The sequence below is a fragment of the Alteromonas sp. ALT199 genome (assembly GCF_018619335.1).
In the GTDB taxonomy this organism is placed as follows: Bacteria; Pseudomonadota; Gammaproteobacteria; order Enterobacterales; family Alteromonadaceae; genus Alteromonas.
Genome location: NZ_JAHHDX010000176.1, coordinates 19,802 through 36,939 on the forward strand (window position 1 = coordinate 19,802; position 17,138 = coordinate 36,939).

At 40.6% G+C, this 17,138-nt stretch carries 14 protein-coding genes; 12 read left to right on the top strand and 2 right to left on the bottom strand.

Going from position 1 to position 17,138, the window contains the following annotated elements; translation table 11 throughout:
- Positions 1-103: 103 nt before the first annotated feature.
- The 12 genes from KL866_RS19795 (at position 104) to KL866_RS19850 (ending at position 15,145) form a co-directional block, all read left to right on the top strand.
- Complete coding sequence (locus KL866_RS19795; protein WP_025255963.1) at positions 104-2,641, top strand: hypothetical protein; 2,538 nt, start codon at positions 104-106, stop codon at positions 2,639-2,641.
- On the top strand, positions 2,638-3,603 hold the full coding sequence (locus tag KL866_RS19800; protein ID WP_029661465.1) for a glycosyltransferase family 2 protein: 966 nt from the start codon (positions 2,638-2,640) through the stop codon (positions 3,601-3,603). The genes KL866_RS19795 and KL866_RS19800 overlap by 4 nt, the downstream gene beginning before the upstream one ends.
- A 2-nt stretch (positions 3,604-3,605) precedes the next feature.
- On the top strand, positions 3,606-4,715 hold the full coding sequence (locus tag KL866_RS19805) for a glycosyltransferase (RefSeq protein ID WP_214996680.1): 1,110 nt from the start codon (positions 3,606-3,608) through the stop codon (positions 4,713-4,715).
- Entirely contained in the window at positions 4,708-5,736 is a 1,029-nt protein-coding gene (locus KL866_RS19810; RefSeq protein WP_214996681.1) for a polysaccharide deacetylase family protein, read from the top strand. The genes KL866_RS19805 and KL866_RS19810 overlap by 8 nt, the downstream gene beginning before the upstream one ends.
- Positions 5,726-6,796 carry a FemAB family XrtA/PEP-CTERM system-associated protein gene (locus KL866_RS19815; protein ID WP_214996685.1) on the top strand — a complete coding sequence of 357 codons (1,071 nt, stop codon included), beginning with the start codon at positions 5,726-5,728 and terminating at the stop codon, positions 6,794-6,796. The genes KL866_RS19810 and KL866_RS19815 overlap by 11 nt, the downstream gene beginning before the upstream one ends.
- A gap of 12 nt (positions 6,797-6,808) precedes the next feature.
- Positions 6,809-8,707 (top strand): asparagine synthase (glutamine-hydrolyzing), encoded by a 1,899-nt coding sequence (gene asnB, locus KL866_RS19820; protein ID WP_214996687.1) that lies wholly within the window; start codon positions 6,809-6,811, stop codon positions 8,705-8,707.
- Positions 8,707-9,828, top strand: a complete 1,122-nt coding sequence (locus KL866_RS19825) for a glycosyltransferase (protein WP_214996689.1) — start codon at positions 8,707-8,709, stop codon at positions 9,826-9,828. Before asnB ends, KL866_RS19825 begins: the two co-directional genes overlap by 1 nt.
- Before the next feature lies 1 nt (position 9,829).
- Positions 9,830-11,014, top strand: a complete 1,185-nt coding sequence (locus KL866_RS19830; protein ID WP_214996691.1) for a glycosyltransferase family 4 protein — start codon at positions 9,830-9,832, stop codon at positions 11,012-11,014.
- A 44-nt stretch (positions 11,015-11,058) separates the two neighbouring features.
- A complete protein-coding gene (locus KL866_RS19835) occupies positions 11,059-12,351 on the top strand; it encodes an O-antigen ligase (RefSeq protein ID WP_251140197.1) in 1,293 nt (430 codons plus the stop codon).
- Entirely contained in the window at positions 12,348-12,974 is a 627-nt protein-coding gene (locus KL866_RS19840) for a sulfotransferase (RefSeq protein WP_214996696.1), read from the top strand. The genes KL866_RS19835 and KL866_RS19840 overlap by 4 nt, the downstream gene beginning before the upstream one ends.
- Before the next feature lie 229 nt (positions 12,975-13,203).
- Positions 13,204-14,055 carry an acyltransferase gene (locus KL866_RS19845; protein ID WP_214996698.1) on the top strand — a complete coding sequence of 284 codons (852 nt, stop codon included), beginning with the start codon at positions 13,204-13,206 and terminating at the stop codon, positions 14,053-14,055.
- Positions 14,056-14,179: 124 nt separating this feature from the next.
- Positions 14,180-15,145 carry an SGNH hydrolase domain-containing protein gene (locus KL866_RS19850; protein WP_214996700.1) on the top strand — a complete coding sequence of 322 codons (966 nt, stop codon included), beginning with the start codon at positions 14,180-14,182 and terminating at the stop codon, positions 15,143-15,145.
- Positions 15,146-15,321: 176 nt separating this feature from the next.
- Here KL866_RS19850 and KL866_RS19855 read toward each other — a convergent pair whose 3' ends face one another.
- Positions 15,322-16,224, bottom strand: coding sequence for a polysaccharide pyruvyl transferase family protein (locus KL866_RS19855; RefSeq protein WP_214996701.1), 903 nt, complete (start codon positions 16,222-16,224; stop codon positions 15,322-15,324).
- 61 nt (positions 16,225-16,285) lie between these two features.
- Positions 16,286-17,138, bottom strand: an 853-nt coding sequence (locus tag KL866_RS19860; RefSeq protein WP_214996702.1) for a polysaccharide pyruvyl transferase family protein, incomplete at its 5' end; no start/stop codon positions are given.

Genomic DNA, 17,138 nt, shown 5'->3' on the forward strand with positions numbered 1-17,138 from the left:
TAGTGATGAAGGCTACACAAGTGGCACTTCCATTGGCATACTAGAGCCATTATGCATATGTTCATCGAGAACATTGCTCACGGAAGAATCAAAGAAAGCAGTAATGACACAAACGGTTGGAACTATCCAGATTGCCTCTTTAGCCAAAGAGAAGCGCGGACATTTTAAAATAGGAGTACCTTGCCCTAAAGGAATGTGGCCCGCCGTCACTCAATTACGGCCTGCCGCGAACGGAATACTACTGCCTGACGCTTTTATCAAAATCTCGCAGCTGTGGCCCGATGGTTCAATAAAGTGGTTGTTATGTGAAGGTTTGATTGACCTACAACAGCATTCGGCAAGTGAAGAGATAGTTCTGACGTTAGACCCGGTTGAGAGCGGCTCACCGTCAAAAACGCTTTCACCTCCTGTGATTAATAATGATGAGGCGCTTTTATTGTCGCTAGGCAATGGCGAAACCCTCACCATTAATAAAGCCAGGCCTTTTGATTTTTCAAATAGTACGCACTTTTTTAGCTCAATCGATATCGTTGATATAACCCCACAATCGATAATACCCGTTGCGTTCTCTTATGCTCTTCATTGTAACAACAACGAATACAGCGCATTAACCGTTGAACAGAAATACGAGATTAGTCTTGGCAGTGATAAAAAATTAATTGTAGAAACAGAAGCCTCAATCTTCCTCAATACCGGGACGGTTTGTGGTCATGTAACAATGCGAAACCCAAGTGCTGCGTCACACCCAAATGGGAAGTGGGACTTAGGCGATCCAAACAGTATTTATTTAAAAGAGTGCTGTATCTCGCTCACTGGCCAATCGCTAGAGTCGACGCTTACGCTAAATTCTGAAGTGTTTAGTTCATCTGAACATGCAGAGTTAACACTTCATCAGGCTTCCAGTGGTTATGGAAACTGGCAAAGCCCAGTTCATGTAAATAAAGATAACGTTAACTCGCTTCCGTTTCGCGGTTTTAAGCTTTACCAATCAGACCGCTTATTGCTTTCAGGTGACCAAGCGCAGCCACAAATTACCATCTCAAACAGCGGTAGCACTTTTAGTATTCATGTTGATAAATTCTGGCAAAATTTTCCTTCTTCAGCACAATTATCAGCAAACACGCTAAGCGTTAGCTTATTGGGTTCAAGGCATAGCGAATGTACAGAACTTCAGCCTGGTGAACAAAAAACACGATGCATCTCAATCGCACCTTTTGAAATGCAATCGCTACAGGTAGTCATTGATAGCGCTTGGTTGAAAAACGCATCTGTTTTACCTTTTCTCCCTTCTAAACCATGCGAGTTTGACTCTCTTATAAAAAGTGGCATTGAAGGTCCGTCTTCCTTTTTTCAAAAACGACTTGATATCGACGAGTTTGGATGGCGACATTTTGGTGAGCTGTATGCTGATCACGAAAAAGCACTTGCTCCTGACGAACCATTTTTCGTGTCACACTATAACAACCAATACGACCCCATATTTGGAATGTTGACTCAGTGGCTACTAAGCGCCGATGCTCGATGGTTTGAACTAGCCGATGACCTTGCCAAGCATGTTGCAGATATTGATGTTTATCACACCAGCGATGATAAACCCGAGTATAGCGGCGGATTATTTTGGCATACCGACCATTATGTTCAGGCATATACAGCTTCTCATAGAACATACTCTAAACATCAGCCGACCGGAGTATATGATGATCATGCTGGAGGTGGCGGACCGGGTGGGCAACATTGTTATACCAATGGCCTCACTTTGCATTATTTACTTACTGGCTACACCCCGTCTCGAGACGCCGCACTATCTATTACACAATGGGTAACCAATTATTACGAAGGTGACGGTACGTTTGTAGGCGCTCTGCTCGCGCTAAAAAATAGCGATATTCCCGGTGTTAAGAATGTAAAAACAGGTAAGTACCCTTTAGATAGAGGAACCGGTAACTATCTGCAAGCAAGGCTAGATAGGTACGAACTGCAAGGTTGTGATAGCGATATTGAGGCCGCGGCCTATATTATAGCGCATACGGTCTCCCCCACCGATGACTTGGACCAATTGCAATTAGATAATGTCGAAGCAACATGGTTTTATACTGTCTTCCTTCAAGCCGTTTGTCGATTTATATCACTTAAAGAACAGCGCTGTGAATGTGACTCCAGCTATCAATACGCCGTAGACTCACTTACTCACTATGCCAATTGGATGGCTGTGAACGAATACGCTTATTTGGATAAGCCCGACATTCTTGAGTTTCCGAACCAAACATGGAGTGGGCAAGACCTAAGAAAGCTCTGCGTACTACATTTTGCGTCTAACTATTTAACTGAAGCCCAACGTACGCTTGCTGAACAAAAAGCCGAACAATTAGCAGATACAATTTATCAACGCCTTAGTACGAGTACTGAAACGAGTACCACGCGCGTACTTTGTTTAATGATGCAAAACGGTCATTATTCGGGGTTTAAGAAGGCTCCCCGCCCTCTTTTGAAAAATGAAATACAAAAAAGCCAAGCCTTAGCTGAGAATCCGAGTTCATTAAGTTTTCTTTTAACTCACCTTATTGATTTATCTCCCTCGAAAGAGAGAAAACAGCTAGTGAAACGTTTTCCACAACTTCAAAAATTGTTGGGTAAACCATGAGTATCAATACGTCTTTTATCATTCCGCATAAGGGTCGTGAGGACATGCTCATAGAAACATTAACGAGCATAGAGAAACTAAGAACACCTAAAGAACAGTACGAAGTTGTTTTGGTAAGTCAGAATAAAGAAATTTCAAATACGCTCAGCGCGTTTATTGAAACGGTTAATTTGCGAGTAGTATACAACGACGACAAGAATACGATTTCGCATTCTAGAAATTTAGGCGCAGGCTTGGCCGCAGGTAAATACTTGGCATTTTTAGACGCGGATGTGTCACTTGCATCGAATTGGCTAGACGTAATGATTGATACTCTCAATAGACGAGAGAATACGGTTTTAGTGAGCGCTATGCAGGTTAACAGCCCTAACGCGCCGCCTTTAGAGAGAATTAGAACAGCATTGAGCAATGCCGAACTTGATGTGCCTGTAAACTTTCTACCTGGCCGCAATTTATTTCTTCTTAAGGAAACATTTGAAGAAGCAGGTAAGTTTCCTGAACACCTTCTTACTTGTGAAGATTATTTCTTTACCGATAAGGTTAGTAAATTAGGCGAGTTGTTTTACACCTCACAAACCCAGTATATTCACATTGGCGAAGACAAAGCTTACGCACCGATGTATAAAAAAGAAATATGGCGCGGCCAGTCCAATATTGCATCTTTAAAAGGAAGGCATATTCCACTAAGGGAATGGCCAAGTTTTGTTGTTCCTTTTGCATTTACAGGTGGTCTTTTACTGGCTTTTCTCGCGATAATATTCTCGCAACCTATTGTCGCTATAGTTATGTTAGTAGGCGCTTTTCTGCCTTTTACAGCGTACACGTGGCGACTAAAAAGGCTTGTTAAGCAGCAAGTAACTTGGTGGCATTGCTCACTTTTTTATCTGCTTTATTTTCCGGCTAGAGCACTTGGAACATTAATAGGAGTACGCGGCGCTGTTAGTACCAGCTCGCATAAATAACAATGAAAGTTTTACAGTTTATTTGTTCAACCGGTTTTTACGGTGCAGAAAGATGGGTGTTAGCGTTATCAAAGCATTTGCCAGATAGTGTTTCGAGTGAACTTGTTGTTACCTTAGAGCCGGGTACAGAAGAGCTAGAGCTTGTAAAACAGTTCAAAGCGATAGGAAAAACTCACCAGATTCCTATGAAGGGCCGTTTTGACTTACGTGCAGTGTCAAAACTCGCGGATTTAATTCAAGAACAAGATATCGACATAATCCATACGCACGGCTATAAATCAGATATTCTAGGCGTAATGGCTGCAAGAAAAGCAGGCATTCCCTGTGTTGTAACGCCACACGGTTTTGAAAACGCTGCCGACCTGAAGCTTCGTCTATTTATATGGTTAGGCTGTCAGTCGATGCGCTTTGCCGATAAAGTTGTTCCACTGTCTAAACAGCTATTGAGTGATGTTGAAAAATTTAATATATCGTCTGAAAAGCTTGAGTACATCCAAAATGGCGTGGATCTGTCTGAGGTAGAAGCCGTAAGACAAACAAAAACGAATAAGCAAAAAGAAAAAAAGACCATTGGCTTCGTGGGCCAAATGATCAGTCGTAAAAATATTAAAGCCATTTTAGATTGCTTCGAGTCTTTATCTAAAAAACGACAAGATATTGAATTAGTATTGCTAGGTGACGGCGAAGATCGTTCTAGCCTAGAAGCGTATTCAAAAACACTAGACTGCGCGGAAGACATTCACTTTTTAGGTTTTAGGAACGATAGGTTACAGCTGCTGCGCGACTTTGACTTGTTCGTAATGACTTCAACGCTTGAGGGCATTCCTCGCTGCTTAATGGAAGCATGCGCCATGGAAATCCCAGTGTCTGCCTATGATATTGCGGGTATAGACCAACTTATCACTCATAAAGAAAGTGGTTTATTAGCGCCATTACACGATATACAGCGATTAGAGCAAGATTGGGAAAACTTGCTAGACAACACAGGCTATGCAAAGCGACTTGCCGAAAATGCGCACACGTTTGTGCAAGAGCATTTCTCTGCTCAGCGCATGGCAAACGAATATCACGACTCGTTCACTCGTATGCTTGAAGAGAAAAACAATGCATAAAAAGGATGTTTTGTTTGTATTAACTATAGACACGGAAGAAGAGTGGGAATGGAGCGAAGCCTTTCCACAACACAATTGTTCTGTACAAAATATTGCAAAACTTCCTGCATTTCAGGCATTTTGTGAAAACCTGGGAATAAAACCTACTTATTTTGTCGACTACGCAGTGGCTAACGACAAAACAGGAAGCGGTATACTTAAGCAGTTTGCAGAAAGTAAAACCGCCGAAATCGGTGCCCATTTACACCCATGGTGCAACCCGCCGTATTTCGGCGAAACAACAGAAGCTGAATCACACGTAATAAACTTACCGGAAGAACAGGTTGTTCAAAAGCTTGACGAATTAAACCGCGTCATAATTGAGAATATCGGCGTTACGCCCCGTTCGTTTAGAAGCGGGCGTTGGGGTATGAAAGGCAAAACCCTTGAGTTATTAGTCTCACGAGGGATTAACGTAGACAGCAGTGTTTATCCATTCTACGAAAACGACTTTTTTAACTGTAAGGGCTCTCCACTGACGCCTTATTATCCTAGTTTTAACAACGCTCTCAAGGCGGGTGAACAGAATGCTATTATGGAAATACCTGTAACCGCTGGCTTCAATGTAAAAAACTTCGAAAAGGCGGATAGTATTCATTCCACGCTATCGAAACGCCCCTACTCACTGTTTAAACCCATTGGGATTCTCTGGCATACAAAAATACTGAAAAAAATTTACTTGAGCCCCGAGCTGTCGGATAGTGCAAGCATGAAATCTCTTATCGATACTTGTTTAAGCAAAGACTATCCTATAATTCATATGTATCTTCATAGCTCTAGCTTAATAGATGGTGCTACAGGGCTCTTAGATGCAACAGGCGCATACGAGCTTATATGCTCTCGTATGCAAACGCTTTTGAAACATTTAGAAAAAAAGGCAAACGTTACTTTTTGTACCATAAGTGAAGCCGCAAAGTTACTTAAAACAGAGCATTCCGCAAAAACGTTGATTTCGTCAGGGAATTCAGCAAATGGGCAATGAATTGAATACAACGATATCGCTCGCCTTCCCCAAAGACAAAACGGTTTGGGATGATTACGTCTCCAACCATAACAACGCAACAGCCTATCATAGATTTGCGTGGCAAGAGGCTGTTCAATCGGCATACAACCATAAAGTGATGGGTTTAATTGCGCGAAGTAGCGAAACTAAGCAAGTCGTTGGCGTGTTGCCAGCTGTACTAATGACAACGCCACTTATGGGTAAAAAACTGTGTAGCCTACCCTATTGCGATGTAGGTTATGCCATTGCTGATAGCGATGAAATACAAGACCAATTAGTCGAGCACTTAAAGCAACTGGGCGTGAAAACAGGCAGTAAGCATGTCGAAGTTAGAAACGTAGCCGCCACACCTGAAGACAGCACGTTACTTGCCCATAAAAAAGTAAGAATGCTATTACCACTGCCAAGCGGAAGCGATGCACTTTTGGCTAGCTTCAAGTCGAAGCTGCGTAGCCAAATTCGAAAAGCCGAGAAAAACGGGCTCATTGTGCAACTAGGGTTAAGCACGGCGCTAATAGACGACTTTTACAACGTTTATGCTCAAAATATGAAAGATTTAGGATCACCTGTGCATGCCAAACGATGGTTTCAGCATATCATTAGCACCTACGGAGATAGCTGTATTGTAAGTGTGGTGTACAAAGACGATATAGCAATTGGTGGTGGGCTAGTTATTAAAAGTGGTTCACAGGCCTCCATTCCTTGGGCGTCAACACTTCGTAACTACAATAAGCTTGCTCCAAACATGCTGCTCTATTGGTCGTTATTGGCGCACTGTGCAGATAACAACATCTGCACCTTCGATTTTGGTCGCTCTACGTTTGAGGAAGGCACCTATCGCTTTAAAAAGCAGTGGGGCGCTACCCCCCAGCTACTCGACTGGCAGATAGATGGGAAAAGTTATTCACTAACAAACGACACAGCAAGTAACACTTCCCCAAGTAAAATTCGCCCCGCTATTGAAAGTGTGTGGAGAAAGCTTCCCCTTAATCTAACAATTACCGTCGGTTCTGCAATAAGACCGTATATCAGCTTGTAGGAATAAGATTGTATGTGTGGTATTGCAGGTTTTAGTCTGTTCAATCATCAAGAAGGCAATGAGGCGTCGCTACATGCTATGCACCAAGCTATTGTGCATAGAGGTCCAGATGCAAGCGGTTCGTACCTAGACGATTACGTAGGTTTATGTCATAGACGATTAAGTATTTTAGATTTATCGGAAGCGGGCAACCAGCCCATGTACTCTGCCGATAATAATTTAGTTATTGTTTTTAATGGTGAAATATACAATTTTTTAGAACTAAGAGCTGAGCTTGAGCAACAAGGTTTTACTTTCAAAAGCCATACCGATACAGAAGTTATACTGGCGCTTTATGCCCAAGAAGGTGTTAAGTGTCTTGATAAGCTAAATGGTATGTTTGCATTTGCCCTGTGGGACAAATCCAAACAAGAGCTATTTATTGCTCGCGATAGGCTAGGCAAAAAGCCCCTTTACTATTTTTCAGACAATGGACGTTTTGCCTTTGGGTCAGAAATAAAAGCCATACTTGCACTACAAGATATTCCAAGGGAAATACGGCTGGACGCAGTGCACGATTTTTTTACCTACCAGTACGTGCCCGACCCTAAAAGTATTTTTAAACACATACATAAACTTCCCCCTGCCCACTATCTCGTTCTAAACAAAGATGGGTTTTCAATAAAAGAATATTGGGATCTAAGTTTCAAAAATATCACCCGTGAAAACGAAGCAACGAACAACCAAAAGCTTAAAGCATTGCTAGAAAAAGTGACCAAACAACGAATGATTAGTGATGTACCTTTAGGTGCCTTTCTAAGCGGTGGTGTAGACAGTTCTGGTGTAGTAGCCATGATGGCGGAAGCGAGCGACAAGCCGGTCAAAACGTGTACGATCGGGTTCGACAACAAAGAATTTAATGAAGCGGAATTCGCACGGGAAATAGCTGAAAAATACCATACTGAACACCATGAATTTACGGTAAATCAAAATGTTGCAGAGCAGTTAGAACACATTGCCAGTTTTTTTGACGAACCCTTTGCCGACCCTTCGTTAGTACCCACATTTTTTGTGTCTGAACTCGCCAGAAAGGCAGTTACCGTTGCATTGGCCGGCGATGGAGGGGACGAAATGTTTGCCGGCTATGAAAAGTACACTACGGACGATATCGAAAACAAACTTAGGAATAAGTTTCCTGAAAGCGTTAGAAAATTGATATTCCCGAGACTTGCAAAAATAGTCGGCGCATTACCAGGGTTGATTGGAAGAAAAGGGAAATCGCTACTTAGCAGTTTATCGCACGACCCCGCCATGGGCTTTTTCATTACAAACAGTATGATGACCGACGATATGTGGAGTAAATTGGTGAAACCAGAGGTAGCCGCAGCGCTTAGCGGTTACCACCCTAGCCAATACACACTTGATATGTACAACAAGGCCGATGGCCCAGACCATTTAAGCAAAATTTTGTATACCGATATTAAAACCTATATGACCGGCGACATTTTGGTGAAAGTAGACAGAATGAGCATGGCCAACTCTCTAGAAGTACGAGCCCCTATTCTCGACTATCAAGTTGCAGAGTTTGCAGCCACTCTACCCTCGTCACAAAAATACCGTGATGGGGAAAAGAAGTACTTACTGAAAGAAGTGTTTAAACCATTTATTCCCGATTCGTTGCTTTATAGAAAGAAAATGGGCTTCAGTACCCCCTTAGATGAGTGGTTCAGGGGCGAATTAAAAGCATTGTCAGAATCAAGGCTTCTTCAACGTGACAAGGGTTTAAGCGATGTATTTAATACAACCGTGATTAATTCCGTTTGGCAGGAACATCAAAGCCGTACGAAAGATCACGGCATCGTATTGTGGAGCATGCTGATGTACCAAATGTGGTACGACCGATATGCGGTTATACAAGAGCGTACATCATAATGAAAGTACTGCACGTTACCTACGATATGCGCATTGGCGGCACTGAAATGGTGATCAAGAACATCATAGAGGGCAATACCGACGCCAATATAAACATGTCAATTTATTGTATAGAAGCCCCTTTAGGCCCTTGGGGTGAAGATTTAGCACAATCTGGCATTTCCATTACGATGCAAGAACGCAAACCAGGTTTTGACACTTCGCTAATTAGCGCATTAAGGCAACACATTAAAGAAAACAACATAGATATTTTACATTGCCACCAATACACCCCTTGGGTATACGGTGCATTAGCAGCGGCCTTTACAAAAACGAAGGTTATTTTCACGGAACATGGGCGCTTTTATCCTGACTCTACAAGCTGGAAAAGAAAGCTCGTTAACCCAATACTGCTATTTTTCACGTCAAAGGTAACCGCAATTTCGAAGGCGACAAGCGATGCGTTGGTAAACTATGAATTCATTCCTAGTCGTAGCATAGACATAGTTTACAACGGTATCAAACCATTAGCAGTAAAGCAGAAAGAAGTGGAAGCGTTGCGCTCGCAGCTAAGGCTAAATGAAACAGACATAATATTAGGTACCATTGCACGGTTCGACCCGATTAAAAATCAACTTTTGATGATTAACGCATTTGCAGACGCAGCAAAAGACCGAGACGACCTTTATCTGCTGCTGGTGGGGGATGGGGAAATGCGTCAAGCACTGCAGCAAGAAGTAGATAGATTAGAAATTCTCGATAGAGTTATTTTTACTGGCTATATTGCCAATCCTGCAAACTATTTAGCGCTAATGGATGTTTTTTTACTTTCATCATTAAGTGAAGGTACGTCGATGACGTTGCTTGAAGCCATGAGTTTAGGCAAACCCTGTGTAGTGACTAATGCGGGCGGTAACGCCGAAGTTATTACTCACAACCTTAATGGCCTAGTAACAGAAAACGATAACAAAAATGCGTTTGCAACGGCGATAATACAATTAACGCAACACCATGAGATGCGAAGAAATTTTGGTAAAAATGCGATCGAGAAATTTGAATTACAATTCAGTGCACAAAAGATGAATGAGGCATTCCGAATTCAATACAATCACCTTATTGCCGTCGGTTCAGTGAGAAGTTAACGTGAAAGATAAACAAAAAGTAGAGTTGGTTTTCTCTGAAGTATTCCCACCAATGCATGGCGGAAGTGGTCGTTGGTTATGGGAGGTATATTCTCGTCAAGATGCCGAAAAGTACGTTGTGGTTGCGGGCAATGCTGAGGGTGACACAATATTTGATGATAAAGCCGAACTAAAAATTCATAGAATTTCTTTCAATTATTTATCGTGGTCTGATTGGGCGTTATTTTCAGTGGGCGGCCTTATTTTCTATACCAAACTTTTTTTACAACTTAGAAGAGTCATTAAACAATATCATGTAACGGCTATTCATTGCGGGCGATGTATTCCTGAAGGCTTTGTTGCTATGCTGTTTAAGGTTTTCAAAGGTATTCCTTATTACTGTTATATACATGGTGAAGATATTGAGAATAGTGCGACTAGCCGAAGTATGACAGCCATGCTACGGCCAGTGCTCAAGCGAGCAGACCTTCTTATTTGTAATAGTAAAAATTCGCATCGCTTGTTGCTTGAACATTGGGATGTTCAAAAAGATAAGTGCTGCATTGTTAATCCTGGGGCAAATACATCTGTATTCGTCCCGGCTCCCCGCTGCGAATCTACTCGCCAAAAACTTGGCTGGAAAGACAGATTTGTATTAGTGACTGTTTCTCGGTTAGAAGAACGTAAAGGACACGATATGATGGTTAAGGCAATGACTGATATTGTGAAAAGCGTTCCCAATGCTTTGTATGCCATTATTGGTAGCGGCCCACGCATTGAATACCTTAAACAATTGACACACGAACTAAATTTACACGATAACATTAGGTTTATGCCCAATGTAAGTGACAAAGACATGGTGGCATGCTACCAACAGGCAGACGTATTTGTTTTACCAAATAGAGATGTAGGGCGCAACATTGAAGGCTTTGGTATAGTAATGATAGAAGCGCAAGCCTGTGGCATACCCGTGATTGGTGGCTTGTCTGGTGGAACTCCTGAAACACTAGTACATGGCCAAACCGGGTTTAGCGTAAATTCCAGTACGCCAAATGAACTTGTTGAGCATGTGATTTTGTTGGCGGGTGATTATGAAAAGCGCGAAAAAATGGGGTTATGTGCCCGTAAGCATGCAGAGCAGTTTGACTGGGAAATAAAAGGCCCGGAGGTAATACAGAGCATAGAACGCTTGGAGTCTATCAAGTGATATCCGCACTACTATACTTAATACCATTTTTAACGGGTTTGGCAATGTCTTTTCGGCATGGCCCAGTGCTTATTTTTATGGTGTACCAGCTCGATTATTTCTTAAACCCACAGAATAAGTGGTGGGGAAGCTACCTACCCTTTTTAGGTGCTCAATTTTATCTCGTGTTAACAATGTTAATCGTATTTTTCATTGGTTTCGGAAAATACTGGCCAAATAAATATTTTAAACACCCCCAAATTGTATTTATGTGGCTAACAATCATATGTTTTTGTGCAGCTTATTTTAATGCGCCTTATTTGGCATACCATGTTTCAGCAATGGATGCCCTTCTTACAGTGGCAGCAGTGACATTTCTCATTGTCAAATTATGTACTCAAAAAAAACATATCTCTTGGATAGTCGATACATATCTTCTCAGTGCTTTCCTTTTAGCTTTCTATATATTTGGTTGGGGCCGCGATAACTCAGGTCGAGTGGCCGGAGTAGGAATGGTAGATGCTCCAGATGCTAATCTAGTGGCAGCGGCACTAGCCCCTACTATCGTAATATTTATAGCTAAATTAATTGCTCATAAATCTCTAGTCCAACGTGGCATATATTCTATTGGGTTAATTTTCTCCCTGAACTCACTGATATTGATTAACAGTAGAGGCGCATTTTTGGGAGTCGTTGCAGGCGTTTCTTACTTTTTATTCATTAGCTTTAGAAATAAAGCTTTCACAGCCAAGGAAAAAGGTACGATTTTTCTTGGTATGATACTTTTTGTGGGTGCGTTCTTTAGGCTAGCAGACGATACCTTTATTAACCGAATGATGACTGTTCAAGAACAATCAACACTGAACGAAGAACAAGAAACAGGCTCAACTCGTGTCTTCTTCTGGCTTGCCTCAGTAGAAATGGCAAAAGATCACCCTTTTGGAGCGGGAGCAGGAGCTTTTCAGTATTATGGAACATATTATATCCCGACTCATATCGATACTGGTAAGTCGCGACAACGAGCTGTTCACTCAACGTGGTTTGAGACGCTTTCCGAAGCGGGTTTTCTTGGCCTTTTGTTTTTTACACTTATGATATGGTACACCTTCAGAGCTTTCGCAAGGGTTAGAAAAGAATTGTGGAAGCACAAAGACTTTATTAACAGTTCATTCGTTCTTTCTTTAGCTAGTGGCTTTGTAACATTTATCGTGTGCATGACATTCATTAATAGAATGCGTGCGGAAGTACTTTATTGGCTGGTCGCGCTTTCTGCTTGCTGTCTTAATATGTATTTAACCAAGAGCGATCTCCAACCTTCAAAGCAAGAAACTAGTTTAAAAAAAGGGAACAACCTATGACTCTTCCAAACTTTATTTGTGTGGGCGTACAAAGAGCTGGCACAACTTGGTTATATGAGTGTCTGAAAGAACACCCAGAGGTGTATGTACCAGAGGTAAAAGAGCTAAACTTTTTCAGTAGTCATTTTGAAAAAGGAATAGAATATTATGCTTCATTTTTCGAAAACGCTAGTACTGACTATAAGGCGATAGGCGAACTTTCACCAAATTATTACCACATTAAAACAGCTATTGACCGTATATCCAGTACCTTGCCGAACACCAAAATTATACTAATTTTACGCGAACCAGTAGCAAGAAGTTATTCCCACTATCAATTAAGCGTTACAAATCAATGCAGTGGAATGACCTTTGACGAAGCAATGGAGCAAGTACCAATAATTAGTACTTTAAGCATGCAAGCAACGTTTGTCGAGCACATCCTAAACTCTTTTCCTCGCAATAATATACATCTCGCATTTTATGACGAACTTCAAGCTACCCCTCAGTCATTTTTGAAGGGAGTTTTTGGTTTTTTAAATGTTAATGATAGCTTTACTCCTTCTATTCTAAATAACCGTGTCAATAGAATTATATTTCCCCGCACTCAAGAGCTTCTTAACAAACTGGGTTATCTAAATTAGTTGAGTATATCAAGTCGGGTTGGTTAGGAAGTATTATTAAGGAAAATTATAATACAGGAGGTAGGAAAAAAGAGTTGAACGTGAACAACGCTCATAAAGGCAAGTTCTTGGACGATATTGAAAGGCTTGAAGACTTGCTGCAAATTGAGCTTTCCCATTGGAAAAATAAATAAATCCAATGTATGAGGCGTATTTTTAATACTCGTATTAATAGCTAAAAAGGATGGATATGCGCAACGATATTCAATTTTTGAGAGGCATCGCTGTTCTTTACGTAGTTTTTTACCATAGCGACTTAGGCTTGTTACCGCAAGGCTTTCTCGGTGTAGATATTTTTTTCGTGCTATCTGGCTTTTTAATTACCAAATTAATTTTAGAGCAAATAGAGCTGAGTAAATTTAGCTTCCGAAACTTTTATCAACGACGTGTCAACCGACTCCTTCCTGCTTTATATGTGACACTTATATTAACATCGCTACTAAGCACTTTTTTTCTTACCTCTTCACAGCTAAAAGACTTTTCGCATCAATTGATAGGTGCAGTAACATTTAGTGCAAACATGGTGCTTCCTACTCAAACTGGTTACTTTGATGCGGCAGCAGAAGGGAAACCACTGCTTCACATATGGTCTTTATCTCTCGAAGAACAATATTATTTTCTATTGCCTCTAGTATTAACTTTAACTCCCAAGAAGCTTCGACTCGCAGCATTAATTGCGGGTTTTATGGCCAGTATTTACATGTGTTTTTCATGGTCTTATGCTACTGATCAAAATGCACCATTTCTTTGGCGCTTTAGTGATATCAGTAAATATGAGTGGACATTTTATCTCTTGCCAACAAGAGCTTGGGAGCTTCTGACAGGTTCAGTCACTGCATGGTTGTATTTAAATAAACAAATTTCAGTAACTCGGCGTGTTAAGGTTACTTGCCTGTCTATAATACTGACCTTAGGTTATCTACAAATAACGCATTCCCACCCAAATATAGAAGCACTAATCATAGTATGCTGTACGGCTGTTATTTTATTAGGCGATGATCTATGGCTCTCGCAGAACTTTATTAATAATAACGATAATTAAAGTTGGTGACTGGTCATACTCTATTTATCTAATTCATTGGCCTTTATTTGCATTCTCATATTTAGCTTACGTTGGGCAACCACCGCTGCTTGCTAGTTGCTTAGTCATAGTTCTTTCGATTTTTTTGGGTCAAGTTCAACACAAATATATTGAAACACCTTTCCGTCACAGAGGTGCTCCATTACAGCTATCTCGTTTGCCCAACTTCGTTTTGGCTACCTTTTTTATTCTAACTCTTCCTATCATTCTTACTTTACTACCAAAAAACGAAAATTTTAATAAGAGGGTTATAGCCCAAAAAAAACTGAATTATGGGTTTTCTCAAGAATGCCAAGGTGCAATTGATAGCAGATCAAATATGAACACCAAGTGTACTAATAGTGAATCGTTCGACACTGTTGTATGGGGTGACAGTTACGCCATGCACTTGGTGCCTGGACTCAGCATTAAAAACGATATTGCCCAAATCACAAAAAGTATGTGCGGTCCATTTTTAAATGTTGCTATAGTCAACTCGAATTACAGTGAGCATTGGGCTAAAGGTTGCATTCATCACAATAATTTAGCCTTCGATTTTGTTAAAAACAATAAGAATATTAAAAACGTTATTCTAAGTTCTTCAATAGAGTTTTACTTACAGAACAAAATACTAGTAGATGACGGTAGAGTTGTAGTTGATAGTTCAGTACTCATTGACTCATATAAATTTATGATAAATGAACTAAATAAAGCGGGGAAATCTGTTGTGTTTGTATCCCCGCCCCCCAGAGACGGTAGAAACATTGGAGAATGTTTAGAAAGGGAGTATGGGCCAGCCCTATTGTTGATTGGCGACTGTACGATTAGTTTTGAAGCTTATCAAAAGCATCAGAAAAGTGTGACGACAATCTTAAAAGAACTGAAGAGCGTTAGCGCCGTTTTTGACGTCTCAATGCTTTTATGTGACAAAAATAGATGCAACACTTCAAAGAATGGTACGTGGCTTTATAGAGATACTGGTCATTTAACGATTGAAGGTTCAGTCTTGATATTGGGAGACTTAAAAATTAGAGATTTATACAGCGAGTTAAAAAAGGGCAGTGATTCATAAGAGTAACCATGCAGAAGCACAAAATCTGAATCTTTCAGACTCTAAAGACGCCATATTTGTAATAAATATGGCGAAAGAAGATTAAATTCAAAATTAAGGTCAAATAATATATACATTCATCTGAAGTACTTTCTTTTTCAATTAAAATAGAATTAATTTAATAACTCAATCACAAACTACAGCAGGTCAATACATTCTGGTTTTGTGCCGTCAGTGATAAATCTATTACAAATAACAGAGAGCTTTTCACCTAGTAACTTTGCCTTATCCGCATCTCTATTATTCAACTCTAATATACTTGATGGATTTTTTATAAATTCGTCATAGCTCATATGATTAGTTAGTGAAATAAGACCTTTATAACGAGCATCATTGTAATGCGGCACAAGAAAAACTACGGGAGTTCCAATTGCTGTGCACGGTAAAGCACAATGGAGGCGCTGTGTTATGACTAGTTTGGCGCCTTTGTATGTGTCCAACAGCTTCTGGGCTTGTTTGAAGCCAATATTGCGAGCCATTGACGTCCCCAGTTTATTATCTACTTTTTGTAAAAAAAGAAGCGCGCGGTCATAATATTGCTTTACTTTCAACTGCTTACCTAACAAGGCGGCAGGCATGTTCGAAACTAGACGCTCGGGGATATCCATAAATACCGTTGCATTATGCTTATTTGGTATATCGCGAGTTTGTAGGGTGAGTGTTAAGCACCCAGAAAAGTATGCGTCTACACCTCGAGCCAACAAAAACTCTTTAGTTTCGAAATCACGACAACCAATAGGTCCATGACGCTGAAGAAACTCCAATGTTTCCTTCTTCTCAAAAACGGGTCGAGCTTTTGGCGTAATGTGAAATGATATAAACAACGGAGAGATAAACTCATTTGATGGTAGCCATGTAGCGGCGTTGTGCGTATACCAACCGTTAGCGATTAGCCTCGCAGGCTCCTTAACGTTACTTGAATCCCAATTATCTCTATCGACGAAATAATCTACTGTCGGTAGAAATCGTTTGGCAGCGATACTTTGTACTTCATCTCCTAAGTTATCAGAGTTAGAGTATTCGTATAAACAATATTTCATCAATTCAGTCCTAAAGCATATGTTCGTAAATTTTTATTCGAATTAGTCGAAAAATGATATTTTAACACTGAGGAAACCCTCTCAACCTTCTAAAGAGCGCATTAAGTTTCCAACTATTGTTTAACTTTTTGGGAATAAATCTCGCTAGCCCTTTTGATTGAACGATATCGCTTGCTTCTGCAGCATCCATCCACTTCACCCCTTGGGCTTCAAGATTATGTTCCCAAATACTTCGGTTTTTATGGTAACTATTATCAAACAATGTGGTGGGCTTCCCGAGAATAGAGCCAACGATTGAAGAATGCGTTCTATTGGTTACTATATCTCTTGCGTGTAGATGAATTCTTACCCAATGTGCGAAACTCTTAGCTATTTCAGGCGGATCAACGAGTAAAAATTGCGGAGTAGGTACAAATTTTATACCGCTATCTTCTTTATCACTTCTATAACCGTAGAGAGAGTAGTTATGTTTTTCTTCTCCAGCAAGTGCCTGTAACGCTTTTTTGGTCGAATGGAATGCAGTATCGTTATCTAACAATACTTCAGCGCTTCCCTTCAAACAATCTAAGTTGTTGAATATTGAGTAAGTTATTAGCTCTCTCGCGAACAAGGTAAATTTGCGCTTAGCGTTGATGATTTCACCAAACTTTCCTTCTAAAAACTCAACATCCTGTGAGCACGTACAAGGTCCATAGATTACATCTAACGCATCTGAGTTTATCGCGTGTTCTAGCGCTCTAAATCCCGCATCAGTCGACCAAGAGTTGAACGCACCGCCACCATGGATATAAACCACTTCATTCGGCTTAGGGGAGTAATCGAAAAATTCATAAATCTTATATGTTTCATAACTAAGATTAATTTTCTTAGCCAAGCATTCAAGTCCAAAGTATATTAAATAATCACCCCAATTT